The 19,879-nt window shown below is 64.7% G+C and carries 23 protein-coding genes; 13 read left to right on the top strand and 10 right to left on the bottom strand.

What is annotated here, in order from left to right; genetic code table 11:
• Window positions 1-133 precede the first annotated feature (133 nt).
• Together LB516_RS15725 and LB516_RS15720 are read left to right on the top strand one after the other, a co-directional pair.
• Window positions 134-523, top strand: a complete 390-nt coding sequence (locus LB516_RS15725; protein ID WP_224719910.1) for a hypothetical protein — start codon at window positions 134-136, stop codon at window positions 521-523.
• 100 nt (window positions 524-623) lie between these two features.
• A complete protein-coding gene (locus LB516_RS15720) occupies window positions 624-1,025 on the top strand; it encodes a hypothetical protein (protein ID WP_015316793.1) in 402 nt (133 codons plus the stop codon).
• A 17-nt stretch (window positions 1,026-1,042) separates the two neighbouring features.
• On the opposite strand, the gene LB516_RS15715 is transcribed toward LB516_RS15720, so the two are convergent.
• Window positions 1,043-1,816: a pseudouridine synthase gene (locus LB516_RS15715; RefSeq protein ID WP_015316794.1), complete on the bottom strand. Its 774-nt coding sequence runs from the start codon at window positions 1,814-1,816 to the stop codon at window positions 1,043-1,045.
• A gap of 141 nt (window positions 1,817-1,957) precedes the next feature.
• Window positions 1,958-2,842, bottom strand: coding sequence for an aldo/keto reductase family oxidoreductase (locus LB516_RS15710; protein WP_015316795.1), 885 nt, complete (start codon window positions 2,840-2,842; stop codon window positions 1,958-1,960).
• Between the two features lie 95 nt (window positions 2,843-2,937).
• Here LB516_RS15710 and LB516_RS15705 point away from each other — a divergent pair, with 95 nt between their 5' ends.
• Together LB516_RS15705 and LB516_RS15700 are read left to right on the top strand one after the other, a co-directional pair.
• Window positions 2,938-3,840 (top strand): LysR family transcriptional regulator, encoded by a 903-nt coding sequence (locus tag LB516_RS15705; protein ID WP_224719909.1) that lies wholly within the window; start codon window positions 2,938-2,940, stop codon window positions 3,838-3,840.
• 120 nt (window positions 3,841-3,960) lie between these two features.
• Entirely contained in the window at window positions 3,961-5,877 is a 1,917-nt protein-coding gene (locus LB516_RS15700) for a diguanylate cyclase (protein ID WP_224719908.1), read from the top strand.
• A gap of 99 nt (window positions 5,878-5,976) precedes the next feature.
• Here LB516_RS15700 and LB516_RS15695 read toward each other — a convergent pair whose 3' ends face one another.
• Window positions 5,977-6,198, bottom strand: coding sequence for a hypothetical protein (locus tag LB516_RS15695; protein WP_015316798.1), 222 nt, complete (start codon window positions 6,196-6,198; stop codon window positions 5,977-5,979).
• A 281-nt stretch (window positions 6,199-6,479) separates the two neighbouring features.
• On the opposite strand from LB516_RS15695, the gene LB516_RS15690 reads away from it, so the two are divergent.
• The gene (locus tag LB516_RS15690; protein ID WP_015316799.1) at window positions 6,480-6,719 is read left to right on the top strand and encodes a hypothetical protein; all 240 of its coding nucleotides are present in this window, start codon (window positions 6,480-6,482) and stop codon (window positions 6,717-6,719) included.
• A gap of 61 nt (window positions 6,720-6,780) precedes the next feature.
• Here LB516_RS15690 and LB516_RS15685 read toward each other — a convergent pair whose 3' ends face one another.
• Complete coding sequence (locus LB516_RS15685) at window positions 6,781-7,008, bottom strand: hypothetical protein (RefSeq protein WP_015316800.1); 228 nt, start codon at window positions 7,006-7,008, stop codon at window positions 6,781-6,783.
• Window positions 7,009-7,913: 905 nt separating this feature from the next.
• Between LB516_RS15685 and LB516_RS15680 the strand changes: the two genes are divergently transcribed.
• The gene (locus LB516_RS15680; protein ID WP_140716509.1) at window positions 7,914-8,210 is read left to right on the top strand and encodes a DUF1236 domain-containing protein; all 297 of its coding nucleotides are present in this window, start codon (window positions 7,914-7,916) and stop codon (window positions 8,208-8,210) included.
• A 137-nt stretch (window positions 8,211-8,347) separates the two neighbouring features.
• Here LB516_RS15680 and LB516_RS15675 read toward each other — a convergent pair whose 3' ends face one another.
• Window positions 8,348-9,196 carry a helix-turn-helix transcriptional regulator gene (locus tag LB516_RS15675; protein WP_224583961.1) on the bottom strand — a complete coding sequence of 283 codons (849 nt, stop codon included), beginning with the start codon at window positions 9,194-9,196 and terminating at the stop codon, window positions 8,348-8,350.
• Window positions 9,197-9,286: 90 nt separating this feature from the next.
• Here LB516_RS15675 and LB516_RS15670 point away from each other — a divergent pair, with 90 nt between their 5' ends.
• The gene (locus tag LB516_RS15670; protein ID WP_224719907.1) at window positions 9,287-10,171 is read left to right on the top strand and encodes an SDR family oxidoreductase; all 885 of its coding nucleotides are present in this window, start codon (window positions 9,287-9,289) and stop codon (window positions 10,169-10,171) included.
• Window positions 10,172-10,189: 18 nt separating this feature from the next.
• Here the strand turns inward: LB516_RS15670 and LB516_RS15665 are convergent, their stop codons facing one another.
• A complete protein-coding gene (locus LB516_RS15665; protein WP_140725018.1) occupies window positions 10,190-10,888 on the bottom strand; it encodes a RibD family protein in 699 nt (232 codons plus the stop codon).
• A gap of 140 nt (window positions 10,889-11,028) precedes the next feature.
• Here LB516_RS15665 and LB516_RS15660 point away from each other — a divergent pair, with 140 nt between their 5' ends.
• The 5 genes from LB516_RS15660 to LB516_RS15640 all read left to right on the top strand — a co-directional run bounded on the left by LB516_RS15660 (window position 11,029) and on the right by LB516_RS15640 (window position 17,062).
• Window positions 11,029-11,589 (top strand): dienelactone hydrolase family protein, encoded by a 561-nt coding sequence (locus tag LB516_RS15660; protein WP_224719906.1) that lies wholly within the window; start codon window positions 11,029-11,031, stop codon window positions 11,587-11,589.
• Window positions 11,590-11,852: 263 nt separating this feature from the next.
• Complete coding sequence (locus LB516_RS15655) at window positions 11,853-12,800, top strand: substrate-binding domain-containing protein (RefSeq protein WP_140663528.1); 948 nt, start codon at window positions 11,853-11,855, stop codon at window positions 12,798-12,800.
• Window positions 12,801-13,035: 235 nt separating this feature from the next.
• Window positions 13,036-14,622 carry a sugar ABC transporter ATP-binding protein gene (locus tag LB516_RS15650; RefSeq protein WP_263492549.1) on the top strand — a complete coding sequence of 529 codons (1,587 nt, stop codon included), beginning with the start codon at window positions 13,036-13,038 and terminating at the stop codon, window positions 14,620-14,622.
• Window positions 14,619-15,635, top strand: a complete 1,017-nt coding sequence (locus LB516_RS15645) for an ABC transporter permease (RefSeq protein WP_023774610.1) — start codon at window positions 14,619-14,621, stop codon at window positions 15,633-15,635. The genes LB516_RS15650 and LB516_RS15645 overlap by 4 nt, the downstream gene beginning before the upstream one ends.
• 113 nt (window positions 15,636-15,748) lie before the next feature.
• Window positions 15,749-17,062, top strand: a complete 1,314-nt coding sequence (locus LB516_RS15640) for a hypothetical protein (RefSeq protein ID WP_224719905.1) — start codon at window positions 15,749-15,751, stop codon at window positions 17,060-17,062.
• Window positions 17,063-17,107: 45 nt separating this feature from the next.
• Here LB516_RS15640 and LB516_RS15635 read toward each other — a convergent pair whose 3' ends face one another.
• The 4 genes from LB516_RS15635 to LB516_RS15620 all read right to left on the bottom strand — a co-directional run bounded on the left by LB516_RS15635 (window position 17,108) and on the right by LB516_RS15620 (window position 19,386).
• Window positions 17,108-17,680: a hypothetical protein gene (locus LB516_RS15635; RefSeq protein WP_224719904.1), complete on the bottom strand. Its 573-nt coding sequence runs from the start codon at window positions 17,678-17,680 to the stop codon at window positions 17,108-17,110.
• Entirely contained in the window at window positions 17,677-18,297 is a 621-nt protein-coding gene (locus LB516_RS15630) for a hypothetical protein (protein ID WP_224719903.1), read from the bottom strand. Before LB516_RS15630 ends, LB516_RS15635 begins: the two co-directional genes overlap by 4 nt.
• Window positions 18,294-18,920 (bottom strand): hypothetical protein, encoded by a 627-nt coding sequence (locus tag LB516_RS15625; RefSeq protein ID WP_140788388.1) that lies wholly within the window; start codon window positions 18,918-18,920, stop codon window positions 18,294-18,296. Before LB516_RS15625 ends, LB516_RS15630 begins: the two co-directional genes overlap by 4 nt.
• A 103-nt stretch (window positions 18,921-19,023) precedes the next feature.
• A complete protein-coding gene (locus LB516_RS15620; RefSeq protein ID WP_140725034.1) occupies window positions 19,024-19,386 on the bottom strand; it encodes a hypothetical protein in 363 nt (120 codons plus the stop codon).
• Window positions 19,387-19,568: 182 nt separating this feature from the next.
• On the opposite strand from LB516_RS15620, the gene LB516_RS15615 reads away from it, so the two are divergent.
• Window positions 19,569-19,871: a hypothetical protein gene (locus LB516_RS15615; protein WP_224719902.1), complete on the top strand. Its 303-nt coding sequence runs from the start codon at window positions 19,569-19,571 to the stop codon at window positions 19,869-19,871.
• The last annotated feature ends 8 nt before the right edge of the window (window positions 19,872-19,879 follow it).

Genomic DNA, 19,879 nt, shown 5'->3' with positions numbered 1-19,879 from the left:
TTGTTCTGATAACCATGAATTGATTGGTATGGCTGTTTCCGTGATTTGAGCCTGGATTTGTGCCGTCATAAAATCGCCGGTGGGAAATTTCTGAAACGGGGGAAAAAACATGTCTCACCGCGCGACAAGCATCATGGCCGGCCTGGCGCTTCTGGCTTTTGCGGTTAGTCCGGCGGCTGCTTCCAACCGCATGTTCACCTCCCAAAAGACAGCGCTTTCGGGCCGCGATGTCTATTTCTTCGGCGGAGCGAGCCTGAACGTGGATTGTTCCAGCGCGGGCAGGGACGATGTGAGGGTGGTCTCGGGTCCAAGCCACGGAAATGTAAAACTCGTCCATGACGGGGTGTTTACGCATTACAACAAGTCGAACGACCGGGCAAAATGCAATTCCCACAAGGTGAATGGCATCAAGGCGCTTTACAGGTCGAGCCCTGGCTTCAAGGGCTGGGATCAGGTGACGATCTCGGTTCACACCTATGACGGCGACGCGTTCAAATACGTCACCAACATCAAGGTGGAGTAGTGCTCGCCCGAACGCTTTGTTTTACGCAATTCCGGACGGAAAACCATTACGCACTTTTCCTGGAATTGCCCTAAATCGCACAAGCAGGAGGATCGTTGAAATGAAGCGTCGGACGACAGGTGCGATAACGGCATTGGCGGTTCTGGGATGTGCCGCCTGGCCGGCGGCGGCGGAAAGCTATGGAAAGGTGGCGCTCTCCGGACAGGAGATCTATATTTTCAGGGATGCCAGCCTGAATGCCGACTGTTCCAGTGCCGGCGCGAACGATGTCAGGATCGTCGCGGGCCCAAGCCACGGGAAGATCAGGCTCGTGCATGCCAAGCTCTATACCGGTTTCAGCAAATCGAACGAGCGCTGGAAATGCAATGCCCACAAAGTGGACGGCATCAAGGGGTTTTACCGGTCGAACCCCGGATACAAGGGGCGCGACCAGGTCACGTTTTCGGTCCACACCTATATGGGCAATGCCCATCAGACCGTCGTCAGCATCAACGTCGAATAGTGGGCTTCGTCGCCCACTCACTGCGCCAGCAGCGCCAGTTCCTCCGGCGTGAGGTGCCGCGCGGCGCCCTTGGCGAGGTCGCCGAGGGGCAGGCGGCCGATGGCGACGCGGATCAGGCGCTTGACCTCGATGCCGTGAGCGGCGAGCAGGCGGCGGATGTGGCGGTTCTTGCCTTCGTCGAGCACGATCTCCAGCCAGGCCGTGCGACCGCCGCTGCGCAGGAATTCGATCGAATTGGCCGCCAAGGCCTCGCCGTCGATGGTGGCGCCCGCGCGGAGTTTGTCCAGCAGCGTTTCATCCGGCACCGTGGCGACCTGCACGTGATAGGTCTTGGGCAGATGCGAGGCCGGGTCCATCAGCCGGTTGGCGAAGCGTGTGTCGTTGGTCATCAGCAGCAGGCCTTCGCTGGCCTTGTCCAGCCGGCCGACCGGCGAAACGAAGGGCAGGTCGAGCCCTTCGAGACAGGCATAGACGGTGTCGCGCTCGAGCGGGTCGTGGCGAGTGGTGACCAGCCCACGCGGCTTGTTCACCATCAGATAGACCTTGCGCTCGGCAACCACCTCGACGCCATCGACGACGATCCTGTCGCGGTTCATGTCGACGCGCAGCGCGGCATCGCGCACCACCTTGCCGCCGACGCGCACGCGGCCTTGCGCGATCAGCGCCTCGCCCTGCGTGCGCGAGCACAGGCCGAGTTTTGAGAGCGCGCGGTTCAGGCTGACGCCGGGAGGGCCGGCGCTGCGTGGCTTGCCGGGTGGCGGCCTGCCGGGCGGTGGTGGTCGTGCTGCCATGCTGCTTGGGTCGATCCGTGGTATAGGACAGATGCCATGGGCAGCGTCAGCTTAGCAAGCTGCCGCCGAGGCCGCATCGAGGCCCCCGGCGGCAAGCGGCCAAACAGCAATGGTATATCCGGCAAGGGGCCTTTCGACGCGTCACGCAGCCTGCTCGGTCTCGCCTGCTATGCCGTTCAAGACCTGGACGGCATCCGCCGGCAGCTTAAGCTCGGCCGCCGCCAGGTTCTCCCTGAGATGCCCGACCGACGAGGTGCCGGGGATAAGCAGGATGTTGGGCGAGCGCTGCAACAGCCAGGCGAGCGCCACCTGCATGGGGGTAGCGCCGAGCTTTTGCGCGACGTCGGCAAGCGTGCTCGACTGCAGCGGCGTGAAGCCGCCGAGCGGGAAGAACGGCACATAGGCGATGCCGTCGGCGGCAAGCTCGTCGATCAGCGCGTCATCCTGGCGATGCGCGATGTTGTATTGGTTCTGCACGCAGACGATGTCGGCCATGCCGCGTCCCTGCGCGATCTGCTTGCGGGTGACGTTGCTCAGGCCGATATGGCGCACAAGTCCTTGGCGTTGCAGTTCGGCGAGCGTGTCGAGTTGCGGCTCGAGCGAGCCTTCGGTGGGCCCGTGGATGCCATGCATCGAGCGCAGGTTCACGACCTCGATCGCATCCACCCCGAGATTGCGCAGGTTGTCATGCACGGCCTGCGTCAGCTCCTGCGGTGACATCGCCGGGATCCACGAAGCATCCGCGCCGCGCCGCGCACTGATCTTGGTGACGATGGTGAGGTCCGCGGGATAGGGGTGCAGCGCCTCGCGGATGATCTGGTTGGTAACGTGCGGACCATAGAAATCCGATGTGTCGATATGGTCGACGCCGCTGACAACGGCCTCGCGCAGCACGGCTATCGCCGCGTCGCGGTCCTTCGGCGGGCCGAAGACGCCGGGTCCGGCCAGTTGCATGGCGCCATAGCCCAGGCGCTTCACGGTGCGGTCGCCGAGCTTGAAAGTTCCGGCCTTGCTGATGTCGGTCATGGGTCTCGATCTCCTTTGGATCGGCTCGATATAGACAGTCCCCGCCCGCGCGATAATATGGCGCAATCGGCACAGGCTGTGCGGAAAGGTGAACAATGGCATCGGATCTGGGTGACCTCCAGGCATTCATGGCGGTGGCGCGCGCCGGCGGGTTTCGGCAGGCGGCGCGGACGACCGGCTTCAGCGCCTCCAGCCTGAGCGAGACGGTGCGACGGCTGGAGAGCGGGCTCGGCGTGCGGCTCCTCAACCGCACCACGCGCAGCGTCGCGCCCACCGAAGCCGGCGCGCGCCTGCTGGAGCGGCTCGGTCCCGCGCTCGGCGAGGTCGAGGCGGCGCTCGACGTGGTCAACGGGTTTCGCGGCCGTCCGGCCGGCACGCTACGGCTCAACGTGCCGGCGGTGGCGGCGAAACTGGTGCTGCCGCGCCTTCTGCCGCCCTTCCTCGCGGCCTATCCCGACATCCGCGTCGAAGTAACGGCCGAGGACAGTTTCGTCGACATACTGGCGAGCGGTTGCGATGCCGGCATCCGCTATGACGAACGGCTGGAGCAGGACATGATCGCGGTGCCGATTGGCCCCCGCCGGCAGCGCTTCGCCACCGCCGCCGCACCGGCCTATCTCGATCGGCGCGGCCGGCCCGGCCATCCACGCGACCTGCTCGATCACGCCTGCCTGCGCGGCCGCTTCGTCAGCGGCTCCATGCCGCCCTGGGATTTCGAACGCAACGGCGAGACGGTGAGCGTCGACCCGACCGGCCCGCTGCTGGTCAGCACCGGCACGGCGATGGACCTCGCTGTCAGCGTGGCGGTCGACGGCGGCGGTATCGTCTCATTGTTCGAGGACTGGCTGCGCCCCTATTTCGACGATGGCAGGCTCGAGCCCGTGCTGGAGCCCTGGTGGCAGGAATTCTCGGGTCCGTTCCTTTACTACCCCGGCCGCCGCCTGACGCCAGCGCCGCTGCGGGCATTCATCGATTTTGTCGACGGGATGCGGTGGTGAGGGGGGCGCGACGGCCTGGCTCCTTCGACCAAAGGCAATCCCTGATGTAACACTTTGTTGTCATTGAGGGTCTATCGAGGAGGCGGTACGGCGAAAGCCCGGTAACAGGAAAGGCGCCCAATGGGTTCGCCCTGGTCCGAATTGCTGGCCAATCTGGCGGTCGTGGCGATGTTCGTGTCGGTCTGGATCCACACCCATGTGTGGCTGGACCGCTGGGCGCCCGCCGCAAAGGCGGCGACCTTCGGCCTGCTGATGGGCGCCGGAGCCATCATCCTGATGCTCACACCAATGCAGCTGCAGCCTGGCGTGCTCGCCGATCTCAGGGCGACGATGATTGCCGTTGCCGGCTTCTTCGGCGGTCCCGTCGCCGGCGTCGTCGCCGGGGTTATGGCCGGTGCGTTCCGGACTTTCGAGGGTGGCATCGGCGCCTTCGCCGGCGCGGTGGGGATCGCGGCCGCCATGCTGGTCGGTGTTGCCGGAAACCTTGCCCTTAGGGGCCGCCGGCCCACCATGGTCGACATCATGACCCTCGGCGCGGCGGCAGCGGCGGCGTCGCTGCTTGGCCTCAGCGTCCTGCCGCGGGATGTGCTGCAAACAGTCCTGCCGAAGGTTGCGCTGCCTTCCTCCCTGCTCATCTTCGTCTCGGTGGTGCTGTCGGGGCTTACGCTTTACCAGGAGCGGCGGCGCCTCGAGGCGCTGCAGTCGCGGCGCATCTACAAGGCCGTGGTGGAGACGCTGCCGGATTGCCTGAACGTCAAGGACCTCGACGGGCGGTTCATCGCGGCCAATCCGGCAACGGCCGAACTGATGCAGGCGCCAGACGCCAAGGCGCTGATCGGCAAGACGGACTTCGACTTCTATCCGCGCGAGACGGCGAAAGGTTTCCGCGAGGACGAGCTTGCCGTGCTGGCGTCGGGCGTCTCGTCCACCATCGAACAGCACCTTCATCACGAGGATGGAACCGAAGGCTGGCTGGCGACCTTGAAGGCGCCCTTTCGCGACAGGAGCGGGGCCGTCGTCGGCCTGATCACGCACAATCGCGACATCACGGCGCGCAAGCAGCTCGAGACCGAGCTGGCGGAAAGTCGGGTCCGGCTCGGAGACGCCTTGACACACATGGCCGACGGTCTGGTGATGTTCGACCCGGACGGCAGGCTGGTGCTGTGCAACGACCAGTATCGCGCCATGTTTCCTAAGACGGCTGAGATGAGGGTGCCCGGGGCCGACTATCGCGACATCCTGCGCGCCTCGGCGGCGCGCGGCGAGGGGACCACACCGCCAGACGCGGTCGAGGGCTGGATCGACGGCATCATGGCCTCGCAGAAGCTTGTCAGCCACCGCCAGGTCCGGCTCGCCGACGGCCGCTGGCTCGACGTACGCACCCGGCCGACAGGCGACGGCGGCAGCCTCAGCGTGTTTTCCGACATCACCGAGGCCAAGCAGGTCGAGGCCGAACTGCTGGCCGTCAACGAGAAGCTGAACCTTCTGGCGCACCGCGACGGGCTGACCGAACTGTGGACGCGCCGCGCCTTCGATGAAGCGCTGGCGCGCGAATTCTCGCGCGCCAGGCGCAATGCGGCGCCGCTCAGCCTGGTGATCATCGATGTCGACTGGTTTAAGCGGTTCAACGACCATTACGGCCATCCGGCGGGCGATGATTGCCTGCGCGCCGTGAGCCGCTGCATCCAGGCGACTGCCCGCCGTCCGGCCGACGCGGCGGCCCGCTACGGCGGCGAGGAGTTCGCGCTCATCCTGCCGGAGACCGACGCCCGGGGCGCCTTCGTCATCGCCGAGACCCTCAGGAGCAAGGTGCGCGACCTTGCCATGGCGCATGCCGGCAGCGAAAAGGGTATCGTCACGGTCAGCATTGGGGTGAGCACCCTCGATGCGGACGGCGCCGCGATGGAGATTGCCGATCTTCTGAGACGCGCCGACGAGGCGCTTTACGGCGCCAAGGCCGCCGGGCGGGACCGGGTGCATGGCTGGCGCCCGCATCTCAGCGACCAACGCTCGACCGCTTCCCGGCGCAAGATATGAGACTTGCGAGGCCACTGCCGGTGGATTTGGATCAAGGCTGAGCTTGCGATTGCCTGAACGAGGGTCCGGGCGGGAAGCTCTCTCGGTGGCGCGTAAGCTTCAGCCGGAGTGAACTGAATCCGTGCTGGCGCGGTCGAGCTTCACAAGACGAGCCTTCGCTTCGCCGACGCGTTGTTGCGCGGATCTTATCCTGTCACAAAGCCGCAGATTGATACCGACGCCACAGTCTTCGTCCAGCATAGCGTTTGCGCGTTCAAGGGCGAGTTCCGCCCGGTTAAGTCGCTGCCTCGCCCTGGCAAGTTCCAAGGTCAAAAGTTCCATTGCTGCTTCCGTGGTTTGCGGTCCCTTCCATTGGGAAACCGCTGCCGGGTGGTTTGGTTCCGGGCCGTTCGTGAAGCTGTATTCGCTGCCGGGGTCAGGCGTCTGCCTGGAGATGCGGCGGCCGCCACGCTTCCAGGATTGGGCTGGTGATTGGCAGTCATGTCTTTGTTTATTGACCCCGCCAATGGCTGGCGTAACTTGTCAAAGGCCGTCCGCGACGCGAAGACACGTGGGCGCTTGGGAGCGATCATCCTGCTTCCACCCAAATCCAGGAGGAAGCTGTGCGCAGGCTATTACAGACGCGCCCTGGCGAATATCTCGATCACCGATTGGAGTGCCCTTTTTGCGGCACCATCCGCCTGCAAATCCCGGCCGATGCGACACCATCGACGCGGATCAGTTGCGCCGAGTGCGGCAGATATCTTGGTATCTGGGATGAGCTGCAGACCGACTTCGAGCAACAAGGCGGCAACGATGGCGTGTTCCGTCTCGACAAAGGGCGCATCCAGAAGCTCGACTAGGCTTGCCGCGAGCAGCGCTCGATAGCGCCGGCCAGGGTCGGCTCACCATCGCCGATGCCCATCAGGACGGCCTTGGATGGGCAAGGCCGGTGTCGAAGGTGCCTGGCAACACAGGTGGGCCACTGCGGCTGGTCGAGGCTGTCGCCATCGCGTCAACCGGCACGATGATGATCATGCGGGCATGCTGCTCCGGCCACAATGGCTTTCCGAAAAGGAAGAATGTGCTGGCGAGAAAACAGACCAGCAAGAGGATGGCCAAGGTGTTGGCGATGATCTCACCAAGCTGCATTGCTCTTCTCCAATTCACGCGTCCCTCTCGGCAACGAGCGCCAGCAAACTATGTTCAATGTTTGGGACCAATGCGCCTGGTTCGCAGGACTTCAGTCCGAGTTGCGGGTCGAGCGATAAACGCACAACCTGCCTTTGCACCGGCCCGAGCCTCCGCCAAGTGTGGCAGCCGGAGCATAGCCCGGCCTGCTCGCAACGTGCCGAGCCCTCCGCCAAAGCAGGCCGGGCTCCTTTCTCGAAAGCGGAAAGCGCGCCGGTGCCGTCCGCCTTGCTCCACGGCGACAAAGGCGCGATTCTCCTCCCTTTGGCGGCTAGCCAGCATAGTCAGATTGGGCCAGCATGGTCAGATTGGGATTGTATGGACGGATTGGGATTGTATGGACGGATCTGTGGTCCCATAGCCAACTCGACCCCACGATTGGCGGTAAAGGCAGCAGGGCTGCTACCAGTTCAAAGTAAGGCTGACGAGCAGGACGGCGATCAAGGCCGACAACGGGACCGCCATCACCAGCGCCGCTTCCATAAGGCGGGTTTCCTTGTCGCTGAACATTAAACCTCCTCACTTATCGGCTGACGCCGAGGGTTTAGGGTTCGCTCACCGCCTGAAGCAGTGAGCGAACCCTATTGGCGCAGGAAGGGACGTAGCTGCGCCAATTCGCAAAAAACACACCCGCAGTACTGCCCGACATCCGTCAGGTATCCGCGATGAACTTGCAGCGAACAACGAGCGCGAAAGACGGCCGTTCCCGGCGGCGGCGCCGGCAGGACTATTGCGTTTTTCGATGGGACCTAAGTCCGGTGCTGGCCGGACCGAAGCCCAAGCCTGGAACATTCAATCATGCCTGAAGTTCGATCCGGCAGCGCGGTGACAATGTTGCGCTGTGCAGGTTTCAGATGGAGGTACTCATGAAAAAAGATCTTGCCGCCGTAGCCGCGGTTCTGTTGCTCGCAGGTGTCGGCGCAGCCGCTGCCGAGGACGTCGTCATCCAGCCCGAGCAGGAAACAGTGATCAAGGAGTATGTGCATAAGCAGCCGCTGGCTTCGGTCAAGCTTCCCGGCGTGGAACTCAACGTCGGCACGGCCTTGCCCGATACCGTCGAACTCCACGAAGTCCCCAACGTCAAGTATCGCTACACCGTGGTCGACAACCGGACCGTGATCGTGGATCCAAGCACCCGCAAGATCGTCAAGATCATCCAGTAGCGGCGCCTGGCCCGCTGCCGGCTGGCGGCGGGCCAACCGTGCAAATGCATTGCCTGACAATCAGAATTTGTGTGGGTGGATGCCGACCTTGCGCAAGCTGAACGGGTGTGCGAACGCCCGTTCAATGGGATCCAGAGTCAACGCGACAGGTCCGCCTCTCGCTCCTTGTGCCGCCGGGCGAGATCGCGGATCCGGTCGGCGACCTTGCTGTCCACCGGATTGTAGACGGTCAGGCTCAGATCCGGCCGCCCATCCACCGCGAAGGCTGAATATTCCAGCTCGATGTCGCCGAGTTCGGGATGCTTCAGGCGCTTTGTCCCGTCGCCATGGCTGAGCACGTCGTTTTCCCGCCACAGCGCGTCGAATTCCGGGCTGGCGCTGCAAAGCTCCTCCACCAGTTGGGCGACCTCTGACACAGCGCCGGCGCGCGCCGCATCGGCCCGGAACGCGCCGACCACGAAACGGGCGAGGTTCTCCCAATCGTGCTGCTTGGCGCGGATGGTGGGGCTCAGGAACATAAACCGCAGGATGTTGCGCTGGCCAGCGGGCAAGGTGCTGTAATCGGTCATCACGACTTGCGCGGCGCGGTTCCAGGCGACGACATCCCAGGTCGCCGTCTTGATCAGGGCCGGGCTTGCCTCGAGCGTGTCGATAAGGCGCTGCAGCCTGGGGCTGACGCCGTCGGCGCCGATGTAGCGGACCTCGGGCGGGCGCCCGAGCCCCAGCATGAAAAGATGTTCGCGCTCGGCCTCGGTCAGCAGCAGGCCCTTGGCGATCCGGTTCAGCACGTCGGCCGAAGGCGCGCCGCCGCGTCCCTGTTCCAGCCATGTGTACCAGGTCGGGCTGATGTTGGCGCGTTGCGCGACCTCTTCCCGGCGCAGTCCCGGCGTGCGCCTGCGCCCGGAAAAGCCGAACGAAGATGGGTCGAGCCGGGTGCGTCTGTCTTTCAGGAATGCCGCGAGCGAACCGGCGGAAGTGTTGGACATCCTGTTAGCCATTATACCATGATAAGATCACTACTTTAATGGAATAATAGAGCAGCGATAGTACGCAGGCAACTGTGCAGGAGATTTTGCATGCGTATCTTTTTAACCGGCGCGACCGGTTTCATCGGTTCGGCCATCGTTCCCGAACTTCTTCAGGCCGGCCATCAGGTCGTCGGCGTCACCCGCTCCGATGCCGGTGCCGAGGCGTTGGCCGCCGCCGGCGCCGAGGTGTACCGCGGAACCCTCGAGGATCCCCAAGGCCTGCGCGACGGCGCGGCGGAGGCGGAAGCCGTGATCCACACCGCGTTCGACCATGATTTTTCGCGGTTCGCCGAGAATTGCGAAAAGGACAGCCGTGTCATCGCCGCGCTCGGCCAGGCACTCGCCGGCTCCGACCGGCCGCTGGTGATCACCTCGGGCGTCGGCATGGGCAGTCCCGGCCATGGCCAACTGGCCGTCGAGGATGTCTTCAACCCCGATCACCCCAATCCGCGCATCGCCTCGGAACTCGCCGGGAATGCGTTGCTGGAGGCGGGCATCAACCTGTCGGTGATGCGCCTGCCGCAGGTCCACAACACCCTTAAGCAGGGGCTGATTTCGCCGCTCATCGAGATCGCGCGCCAGAAGGGCACCTCGGCCTATGTCGGCGAGGGCCGCAACCGCTATTCGGCCGGCCATGTCGCGGACGCCGCGCGTCTTTATCGGCTCGCGGTGGAGAAGCGGCAGCCCGGCGCGCGCTATCACGCCGTCGGCGAGGAAGGCGTCGAGGTGCGCGCGATCGCCGAGGCGCTTGGCCGGGGACTGAACCTGCCGGTGGTTTCGATCGCGCCGGAAAAGGCGGCGGAGCATTTCGGCTGGATGGCGATGTTCGCCCCCATGGACCTGCCGGCCTCCAGCGCGCTGACCCAGGCGCGGCTCGGCTGGCGTCCGACCGGCCCGACGCTGATCGCCGATCTGGACGCGATGCGATACTGAGGCGCGCAAGACGCGGCCTTAGCCAGGGGTGACGGCATAGCGCAAATGGACGAGCCCATGCGCGAGGGCTTTGCAATCCTTGAGCGACAACCGCACCTTGTCGGCAAGGCCGCTTTCACCGAACTCGACAAAGCCCTGGTTTGCCGCCCGCGCGTCGAGCGCGGGGGCAATGAGAAGGCTGAGTTCATCGACCAGCCCCGCCGCCAGGAAGGAGCCGTTGATGCCGGCGCCGCCTTCGAGCAGCAGACGGCGGATGCCGAGCTCACGGGCAAGCACGTCCAGCATGGCGGCGAGATCGATGCCGGGCGTTTGCGACACGATATAAGACACGCCGTCAGTGGCGAGCTCGGCCAGATGGCTGTCGGCCACATCATACCCGAGCAGCACCACGACATGGTCGCCGCCGATATCGGGTTTGGCGAAGTGCAGCTTGCCCGAGGCATCGAGCGCCACGGCAAAGCTGCCCGCGTCGCGCCGCGCGAAATGATGCGGCCGATCGACCTTGCCCACATGCTCGGGCGGATGCGCGGCGGCCTTGCTCATCTCGGCCATGGTGACGCGGCCGACGATCCAGGCGTCACCTTCGAGGTCGTTGTGGATCTTTTCATAGAGGCCCGACCACTCCGCCCGGCTGCCGTCGGGGCTTTCAGTATAGCGGCTTGGATGAAGGCTGCCGTCGAGCGAGGCAAGCATGTGGCAGATGATGCGCGGCTTCATATGGTGTCTCCATTTCGTCGGCCTAGCCGTCCCAAAGGTAGTGGCGCACCGGGAAAATGGAAGCCGCTGCGGTGTGCCTTGAGGCTGCACGCCCCGGCAGGTAAAAAATGACTGGATCTGCGCGACCTAGGGGCCGGTGCATGACGGACATCATCCTGTTTCACTCGGTTCTTGGCCTTCGCCCGATCGAGCGTCATCTTGCGGAATGCCTTCGCGCCTGCGGCCATGCGGTCGCACTGCCAGACCTCTATCAGGGTGCGGCGACGGATGATCTCGATGAAGGTTTCGCGATCAAGGCGCGGATCGGCTGGGATGCCATCTGCCTGAAGGCGCGAGAGGCTCTGGCCGCGATGCCGGGCGATGCGGTGCTGGCGGGGATCTCGATGGGAGCCGGCGTGGTGGCGGAATTCTGGGAGTCGCGGCCGCTGGCAGCGGGTGTTCTGCTGTTGCATGGTTTGGCGACCGTGCCTGCCAACACACGACCCGGCTTGCCCATCCAACTGCATGTCGCGGACACCGATCCACTGTTCCCCGAGCCCGACGTCAGCGCCTGGCAGGAAAGCGCGGAGGCAGCGAGAGCGGATGTGCAGGTTTTCCGCTATCCAAACGCGGGACATTATTTTTCCGACCCGGCACTGTCCGATTACAATGCAACGGCGGCCGCGCAGCTCTGGAGCCGCTCCTTGGCGTTCCTGACGTAGAAGGCCTTCGGACCGAAGAGTCCAAAATTCAGACAATTCCGACAAGTTGCTGTCCTGGCTGTTATATCGATGTTGCACAAATGGTTGACCCTGGGTTAGCATCCTCTTGTTGACGCCGATTGGAGGAATTTAGGCGGCTGTCAGCTGGAGCGGCATGCGTTCTTGGCGCAAGGAGGATGCTCCAACACTTTAACCGGCGCATGATCCTTCCTGAAACCGGTCCCGGTTTTTAGGGGCCGTGCGCTTCTGTGGAGGAGGAACCCATGAACAGACGCGAATTCCTGATGACGTCCGTGGCCGCGGGCGCCATGATGCTCGCCGCACGCTCGGCTTTCGCCGAGGACAAACTCACCATACTGGGCTCGGTGCCCAGTCTCGGCTTTCCGTTCTTCGTGCACATGCTGAACGAGATCAAGGCCGAAGCGCAGGCGCAAGGCGTCAACCTGACCGAGAGCGACGGCCAGAACTCGGCCACCAAGCAGACCGCCGACATCGAGGCGGCGCTGGTGCAGAAGGTCAACGCCATCGTCATCTCGCCGCTCGACGTGAACGCGCTGGCGCCAGCCATCGAGGAAGCGGTCAAGGCCGGCGTTCCCGTGGTGACGATCGACCGCCGCGTCGACGGTGTCCAGGGCATTCTGGCCCATGTCGGCGCCGATAATGTCAAGGGCGGCGAGGCGGAAGCCCAGGCCGTGGTGGCGGCGTTCCCCAATGGCGCCAAGCTGTTCCACCTGCAGGGCCAGCCGGGCGCGGGTCCCGCGATCGACCGCAACAAGGGCGTGCACAATGTGCTCGATCCGCTGAAGGACAAGTACCAGATCGTCTACGAGCAGACCGCCAACTTCGCCCGCGCCGAGGCGCTGACGGTGACGGAAGCCGGCCTTGCCGCCAACGGCAAGCCGGACGCCATCATCTGCGCCAATGACGACATGGCGCTCGGCGCGCTCGAAGCGTGTGCCGCGCGCAATTTCAGCGACGTCAAGATCTACGGCTTCGACGCGCTGCCGGAAGCGCTGGTGGCCGTGCGCGACGGCAAGCTCGCCGGCACGGTCGAACAGTTCCCAGGCAAGCAGTCGCGCACCGCCGTGCAGATCGCGGTCGCCTACGCCAAGGACAAGACGGAGCCGAAGGAGAAGCTGGTGCTGCTGACGCCCATCGTCATCGGCAAGGACAATCTCGACAAGGCGGAGAGGCTGAACGAGACGAAGTAGGGGCGGGTGGACATCGGCCGATTGGCGAGGCGGGCAGGACAGCACCCCCCTCTGTCCTGCCCGACATCTCCCCCGCAAGGGGGGAGATTGACTGTTCGTCTCCTTTCGCCAACCTCAAACGTTGCAGGAAAAGCGCGGTCAGAGACACTGGTGATCTCCCCCCTTGCGGGGGAGATGGCCGGCAGGCCAGAGGGGGGTGTTCAAGCACAGCCTGAACCGCATCAAGGAGCACTCCTTGTCTCCATCTGAAGCCGCATCCCCCGTCCTGCTTTCCGTCGAAGGCCTCACCAAGCATTTCGCCGGCGTCACCGCGCTGAGCGATGTCTCGCTCGATGTCCGCGCCGGCGAAATCCTTGGCCTGCTTGGCGAAAACGGCGCGGGGAAATCGACGCTTCTGAAAATCCTGTCGGGCGTCATGCCACCGTCCGGCGGCCGCATCACCTTCGACGGCGCCGACTACCAGCCGGTGAGCCCGCAGGAGGCCAAGCGGCTGGGCATCGTCACCATCTACCAGGAACTCAGCCTGATCCCGACGCTGACGGTGGCGGAGAACATTTTCATCGGCCGCGCGCCGATCGGTCGGCTTGGGCTGGTGAGCTGGCGCAAGATGGAACAGGATTCCCGCGCCATCATTGCCCGTGTCGGCCTTACCATCGATCCGATGACGCCGGTTTCGGCGCTGTCGGTGGCCGAGCAGCAGCTGGTCGAGATCGCCCGCGCGTTGTCCTTGAAAAGCCGGCTGATCATCATGGACGAGCCGACCTCGGCGCTGACCGAGACGGAGGTGCAGAGGCTGCTGTCTATCATGGACCGGCTGCGCAAGGACCATGTTGCCATCATGTTCGTCACCCACCGGCTGGAAGAGGCATCCGCCATCTGCGACCGCATGACGGTGCTGCGCGACGGCAGGCTTGCGGGGCATCTCGAGCGTCCGGGCGGGCCGATCAAGCTGCCCGCCATTATCGAAAAGATGGTCGGCCGCGCCGCTTCCGAACTTTACGCCCGTCCGGCGCAACGCGCGGCGGCCGGCGATGTGGTGCTGTCGGTTCGGGGCTTGCGCACCGTGCGCGATCCCGAAGCGCCGCACGCCATCGTGCTCGACGGTGTCGATATCGACCTCAAGGCGGGCGAGATCCTCGGCGTCGCCGGTCTTGTCGGCTCCGGCCGCACGGAACTGGCGCGCGCCATTTTCGGCGCCGATCGCATCGCGGCGGGAATGATCACGCTCGACGGCAAGCAGATCGCGCCCGCATCGCCGGCCGACGCCATCGCGCTCGGCATTGGGCTGGTGCCGGAAGACCGCAAGCACCAAGCGATCTTTGCAGCCCTTGGTATCCTGCCGAATTTCTCCGTCGCCTCCCTCGGGCGCTTCAGCAACGGCTTCGGCTTCATGGCCGAGCGGCGCGAGCGCGACGCGCTGTCAGGGTTCAGGAAGATGCTATCGATCCGCATGGCTTCGGCCGAGCAGGCGATTGAGGGCCTGTCGGGCGGCAACCAGCAGAAGGTGATCCTGGCGCGCTGGCTGGCGCGCGACCCGAAAGTGCTGATCGTCGACGAGCCGACGCGCGGCGTCGATGTCGGCGCCAAGGCGGAGGTGCACCAGATTCTGGTGCAGCTGGCGGCGCGCGGCATCGCGGTGATGATGATCTCGTCCGAGCTGCCCGAGGTGCTGGCGGTGTCGGACCGCATCGTCACCATGCGCAAGGGGCGTATCACCGGCGAAATGCCGGGCGTCGAGGCAAACGAGGAAAGATTGATGGAACTGATGGCGCTCGACAGGCAGGATACGCCGGCACAGGATGCGGAGGGGCAGGCACGATGAGCATCGCCGAGGAACAGAGCCAGCGCGGCGGCGTGACGATCGCGCGGCTTTTGATGAGCTTTGGGCCGCTGCTGTTCCTGGCGGCGCTGGTCGTCGTCTTCACCGTGCTGAAGCCGAGCTTCATCGACCCGATCAACCTGTTCAACATCACCAGGCAGATCTCGATCACCGGGCTGATCGCGCTCGGCATGACCTTCGTCATCCTCACCGCAGGCATCGATCTTTCGGTCGGCTCGCTGCTCGCCTTCTGTGGCATGGTCGCGGCCGTGGTCGCCAAGGGCGGCACCGCCAACACGCTGTCGCTGTCGACGTCAGGCACGCAAGGTTTTGGCTGGTTCGCGGCGTTGCTCGCCGCTGTCGTGGTCGGTGCGCTCGCCGGCGGCGTGCAGGGGTTCGCCATCACAAGGCTGAAAGTGCCGCCCTTCGTTGTCACGCTGGGTGGACTGACGGTGTTCCGCGGGCTGACGCTGACCATTTCAAACGGCGGCCCGATCTCCGGCTTCGACGCCTCGATGCGCTGGTTCGGCACGGGGCTGATCGGTCCGGTGCCGGTGCCGGCGATCATCTTCGCCATCGCCGCCATCCTGTGTCATATCGTGCTGCGCTACACCCGCTATGGCAGGGCCGTCTATGCCGTCGGCGGCAATGCCGAGGCCGCGCGGCTGTCGGGCCTCCGCGTAGACCGTATCCTGGTCTCGGTCTATGTCATCGTCGGCTTCTTCGCCGGGCTCGCCGCCTTCGTGCTGTCGGCCAGGCTGAATTCTTCCGAAGCGGTCGCCGGCATCGGCTACGAATTGACGGTGATCTCCGCTGTCGTCATCGGCGGCACCTCGCTGTTCGGCGGCATCGGCTCGGTCGGCGGCACGGTGGTGGGGGCTGCCCTGATCGGGGTGCTGCAGAACGGCCTGCAGTTCAACAACGTCTCGTCCTACACGCAAAGCATCGTCATCGGGCTGATCCTGATCCTGGCGGTGGCGTTCGACCGCTGGCTGAAGTCGCGGGTGAGGCGATAGGAGCGAGAGGTTGTGCGCTCACCCTAGCCATTTGCCAGGAAGCTGCCCCATTTCTTGCAAAACATCCGCGCCTTGCTAGAAAGGCTTCGCGCGGGGCAGCGTGAAAGAATCTCATGGTTGCCGACATCATCGGGCCGATCAGCTTGAGTTTTTCGCTGCTGCGGCGCTTCTGGCCGCAGCTCGTGGCACTGGTGCTGGCCGGGGTGCTGGCCGGCGATCTCCTGCTTCAGCTGGCTGCCAGGGTGGCGCTCGCCAACCATTTCGCCGGGCTTGCCATGCTGACGCTGGTGGCGCTGGCGCAGCTGGTGGTGACGGTTGCGATGTTCCATGTGCTGCGGCCGGGCCTGCCCAATGTGCTGGCCGCGCAGCGCGGCGCGGACAAGGCCGCGGCCTCCGAGAGCGAAGTCGCTGGCAAGGAGGCGAAAGGTACTGACCGGCGCGGCTCGCGGCTGGTGCGCATGATCACCATCGCGCTGCTGCCGTTCTTTGCCTATTACGCCGCCTGGGGGTTCCTCGGCGATATCGTGCGCCAATATTCGCGCGCCTCGCTCGAACAGGCCGATTTCGGCCAGAGCGGCAATGTGCTCGACGTGCTCGATTCGCGCTGGCTGCTGATTTCGGTCGCCGTGTCATGGCTGATCCGCCGGTTGGCCAAGTTCATGCAGACGAAGACGACGGCAACGTCGTTCTGGCAGATCGTGGTGGTGATCTGCGAGACCAACTGGATCTTCGTCGGTCTCTACGTCATCAGCCGCTGGAAGGACAGCGCGCTGCACTGGCTGATGAGCCGCAATCTCTGGTCCGTGCTGCAGGCGTCCATCGACGGGCTGGCGAGCCCGGTGACGGCGACGAGCGCCGCATCTGTGGTGCCGGTCGAGATCACCTCGATCGCGCCCTCGACGGTGGCGGTCAATCTGTTTTTCTACATGCTTTTGCCGCTGATCTGGCTGGTGATGGCGGCGCTGATCTATGGCTATGATGTGCGCGACGACGCGGCGTTGATGCGGGTCGACAGCCGCGTCGAGCGGTTCGGCCGGCGCTATGCCGGACTGCCGAAATTCCTGCGCGATTTCGTCGAGCATTTCATCGCCGGCTACCGTTCGCGCTACCTGCCGATCGCCAATGGCGTGCGGCTGACGGTGAGTTCCAGCCTGGTGCTTTTGTGCACGCTGATCGTCGGCTACCGCCTGCTCGACTGGGGCGCGGCCTGGCTGTGGCTTGGCGCGACGCGGCTGATTGGCCCGCACGAGCTCGATGTCTGGCAGATTTTCTCGCATGGACTGACGCTGCTGTTCGGCAGCCCGTTCCAGGATTCCTCCACCGGCATTTTGATCGAGCCGATCAGGATATGTTTTCTCGCCGCCGTGCTGGAGACGGCGTTCTCGCTGCCCAAGCGGGTGACCGGGACTGTCGAAGCGCGGAAGTAGAGGATTTGTTGGCGCCGGCCTTGCAGAGCCGAGCCTGGGGCGCTGTCACTTCGGCGGCCGCTGGAAACGCAGATACCACGGCCGTTCGCTGCCCAGCCCGACGGCGGGGCGAATGGTTTTCACCGCGTCCTCGGGCACGATGAAGGTGTCGCCGACGGTGATGACATCGCCTTTTTTGGCGCCGGAGAAGATGGCCGAAGCGCAATTCATCACGCCGTCGGGCAGGCTGACGCCGCTGATGAACTCGGGCAGCCATCGGCGCCCGGCGGCGTCTGTCAGCATCAGCTTGCAGCCCAGCCATTGTTTCTGCAGGTCTGGGTCGCCAATGGTCACGGTGAAGGTAGCGATGACGGCGAAGGCGTGGTTGGGCAGGCGGCCGGCCTTGCCGCCGCGCAAATCGGCCAGTTTCCAGCCGCTGCCGCCGAACGGCACGGATTGGCCGAACTCGACATCCCTGGCGATAAGGTCCTCGCCATGCAGCCATTCGCGGACGCTGTCATGGCTGGTCTCGGCCAGTGTCAGCGGCAGCAGGATGGCGAGCGCCATCAAGCCGCGCCGGCGCCATCGTCGCTCGGATTGCCGGTCCACGGTCGGGGTGTCTGTCGAAACGGCGCTCATGTCTTGCCCTGCGGTGTCTTGTCCTGCGGTGTCAGACCCGGCGCCGCGTCGAGGTCGAATTCCGGCAGGATGTCGGCCGGCTGGCCGTCAGCGCCGGTCGGCAGCGCGTCGAGGCTGATGCGGGCCTGCCCGTCGAGCGGGCCGAACTGGCGCGCCGATATCAGCAGCCTGGCGCCGCGGATCTGGTCCGGTGGTACCTCGAAAACGAACAGGCTACGCTTGTCCAGGCCCGGATCGACGCCGTGCGGCGGCATGTCGGGGCGGTAGCCCAGCCGCTCCGTCTGGTGATAACGCAGCCCGGTCGGGCCTTGCCAGAAGCCGTCGGCGACCGCGGTGGAGGTGCTGGTCGCGGTGAGGTTTGTTGTTACCACCGCCCATAGGCCGCTGGTCGTCAAAAGCTTCTCCTGGCCGAACTGATTGGTCTTGAGCTGGCGCGCGAAGATCACCTTGTCCAAGCTGACAGCGAAGCTGCGCGCGCGCACCGTGTCATGCATCGAACCATCGATGGGGATAGGTGCGGTGAGGTCGGCATAATGCGGCTTCGTCACCTGCATGCCGTAGCTCAGCACCACGGCGGCGCAAAGGATCGCGAGATTGCCAAGCACGCGTATCCTCATGGGCCGCTTTCCGGCTGCCCACTCTGAGACTGCCCACTCTGCGACTGCCCGGCCGCCGGCAGGTCGGCGACCGGCAAGGTGACGGTGCCGAGCCGGTAGGGGTTGTACCAGCCTGGTGTGCCATAAAGATTGTCGCGCGGCTTGAAGATCTCGGCGGTGACGCCGAAGGCGAGGCTTGCCGGCACGGCGGCGTCCCCGGCAAGCGGCCAGACATAGGCCATGCGCTCGGTCATGCCGGGATGCAGTTCCGGCGTCATCGTGGGATCGCGTGTCAACACGATCATCGGCACGGGATCGGACAGGATGACGCCGTCCGGCGCGAAGACGTTGAAATAGCCCTTATCGGATTGCGCGGTGCGGTTGGTCATGTCGACTTCCAGCACCAGCGCCTTCTGGCCCGGCTTCAGCGGCACGCCGTGGACCCTGGCATGGCCGACATAGGCGCGCACCGGCTGCAGGCGCCAGCGACCGGCCTCGATGACGGCATCTGGCGGCAATTGTGGTGGGCCATGGGCGGGCAGGGCGCCGAATGCCCCCATCAGGCCGGCGACGAACAAGGCGGCAATGGTTCCCGCGCCGGCCGTTATCCAGGTCTGAACTTTTGAGCGGGCAGTCTTGAACATTCCAAATTATGTGCGTCGAACGAACAGGCACCCCAGACGCAATCTAGAAAGAAAAATCAGGGATTGAAACCCGCAAATGGCTCGGTCCAGCCGTGCTCGGGCCTCAGGCTGCTTCAAGTGCCCAAAGACGATGGCCGAAACGGCGGAAGAAGCGCGCCACGAGCCGCTGCTGCTTCGCCCTGGCGAGATCGGCCAGGCGCCGTTCCTGGCGCCAGCGCGGCATGTTGCGCCAGCCGGCGATAAAACGGGCTGTATCCTCGACAGCCTCGTGCGCCGACAGCGCCGGGCCGATCGCGGCCAGGAACAGCGGCTCGGCGCGCTTCAACTCGTCGATGACGGCCTTGCGCCTGAAATGATCCAGGCGGGCCTGCGCGATGCCGGTGCGGCGGATCGCCTCGAAGGCTTCGAGCAAGGCGGGACTGTCGCCGGTGTAGCCGCAGGCGCGGGCGAAATCGGCGGCATCCATTCTTGCTCCCGGATCTGGCGCGAGGTGATCCCGCACCGACTCACATTTGCAAGTGTGATATAAGCATAACTCAAACATACATAGAAGGGAGACTTTTGGAGGAGTTTGGAAACTGCGACTCGACTCCTGCTTCGAAACACGGGAAGATAAGAACAAAGCACGAACAGAAGGACGGAGAAGTGATGGCGTTGCCAGGCAGGGAAGCAGTGATCGCGCAGGTCGCCTCGCTGTCGGTCGAGTGCGCCGACTGCGGCCGCAACAGGTGGTGGCGGCCCGATCAGTTGAAGCGCTTCGGTGTGAATGGGGGCACGCCGCTGGCCGCGCTGTCGGGCCGCATTGTCTGCTCGGCCTGCCGGGCCGACGGGCTGCCTGGCACGGCGATCTCGATCCAGGCCGCTTTCATCGACGAGCGCCAGCGCGTACGCTCGGAAGCGCGCATGCTGAGCGGCCGCGACGTGCCGCTGGAGGGGTCGAGGCGGGCTTGAGGGGCGCG

Origin of the sequence: Mesorhizobium sp. CO1-1-7, from assembly GCF_020164885.1 — a bacterium.
In the GTDB taxonomy this organism is placed as follows: domain Bacteria; phylum Pseudomonadota; class Alphaproteobacteria; order Rhizobiales; family Rhizobiaceae; genus Mesorhizobium; species Mesorhizobium australicum.
The sequence above is the reverse complement of the archived record's forward strand: the minus strand, read 5'-3'. Positions and strand labels throughout refer to the sequence as shown.

Excerpts from the sequence above, each read along its gene's own strand:
- LB516_RS15725 (WP_224719910.1), top strand. The coding sequence starts at position 134 with ATGGCCGGCCTGGCGCTTCTGGCTTTTGCGGTTAGTCCGGCGGCTGCT.
- LB516_RS15720 (WP_015316793.1), top strand. The coding sequence starts at position 624 with ATGAAGCGTCGGACGACAGGTGCGATAACGGCATTGGCGGTTCTGGGA.
- LB516_RS15715 (WP_015316794.1), bottom strand. The coding sequence starts at position 1,816 with ATGGCAGCACGACCACCACCGCCCGGCAGGCCGCCACCCGGCAAGCCA.
- LB516_RS15710 (WP_015316795.1), bottom strand. The coding sequence starts at position 2,842 with ATGACCGACATCAGCAAGGCCGGAACTTTCAAGCTCGGCGACCGCACC.
- LB516_RS15705 (WP_224719909.1), top strand. The coding sequence starts at position 2,938 with ATGGCATCGGATCTGGGTGACCTCCAGGCATTCATGGCGGTGGCGCGC.
- LB516_RS15700 (WP_224719908.1), top strand. The coding sequence starts at position 3,961 with ATGGGTTCGCCCTGGTCCGAATTGCTGGCCAATCTGGCGGTCGTGGCG.
- LB516_RS15695 (WP_015316798.1), bottom strand. The coding sequence starts at position 6,198 with ATGGAACTTTTGACCTTGGAACTTGCCAGGGCGAGGCAGCGACTTAAC.
- LB516_RS15685 (WP_015316800.1), bottom strand. The coding sequence starts at position 7,008 with ATGCAGCTTGGTGAGATCATCGCCAACACCTTGGCCATCCTCTTGCTG.
- LB516_RS15680 (WP_140716509.1), top strand. The coding sequence starts at position 7,914 with ATGAAAAAAGATCTTGCCGCCGTAGCCGCGGTTCTGTTGCTCGCAGGT.
- LB516_RS15675 (WP_224583961.1), bottom strand. The coding sequence starts at position 9,196 with ATGTCCAACACTTCCGCCGGTTCGCTCGCGGCATTCCTGAAAGACAGA.
- LB516_RS15670 (WP_224719907.1), top strand. The coding sequence starts at position 9,287 with ATGCGTATCTTTTTAACCGGCGCGACCGGTTTCATCGGTTCGGCCATC.
- LB516_RS15665 (WP_140725018.1), bottom strand. The coding sequence starts at position 10,888 with ATGAAGCCGCGCATCATCTGCCACATGCTTGCCTCGCTCGACGGCAGC.
- LB516_RS15660 (WP_224719906.1), top strand. The coding sequence starts at position 11,029 with ATGACGGACATCATCCTGTTTCACTCGGTTCTTGGCCTTCGCCCGATC.
- LB516_RS15655 (WP_140663528.1), top strand. The coding sequence starts at position 11,853 with ATGAACAGACGCGAATTCCTGATGACGTCCGTGGCCGCGGGCGCCATG.
- LB516_RS15645 (WP_023774610.1), top strand. The coding sequence starts at position 14,619 with ATGAGCATCGCCGAGGAACAGAGCCAGCGCGGCGGCGTGACGATCGCG.
- LB516_RS15640 (WP_224719905.1), top strand. The coding sequence starts at position 15,749 with ATGGTTGCCGACATCATCGGGCCGATCAGCTTGAGTTTTTCGCTGCTG.
- LB516_RS15635 (WP_224719904.1), bottom strand. The coding sequence starts at position 17,680 with ATGAGCGCCGTTTCGACAGACACCCCGACCGTGGACCGGCAATCCGAG.
- LB516_RS15630 (WP_224719903.1), bottom strand. The coding sequence starts at position 18,297 with ATGAGGATACGCGTGCTTGGCAATCTCGCGATCCTTTGCGCCGCCGTG.
- LB516_RS15625 (WP_140788388.1), bottom strand. The coding sequence starts at position 18,920 with ATGTTCAAGACTGCCCGCTCAAAAGTTCAGACCTGGATAACGGCCGGC.
- LB516_RS15620 (WP_140725034.1), bottom strand. The coding sequence starts at position 19,386 with ATGGATGCCGCCGATTTCGCCCGCGCCTGCGGCTACACCGGCGACAGT.
- LB516_RS15615 (WP_224719902.1), top strand. The coding sequence starts at position 19,569 with ATGGCGTTGCCAGGCAGGGAAGCAGTGATCGCGCAGGTCGCCTCGCTG.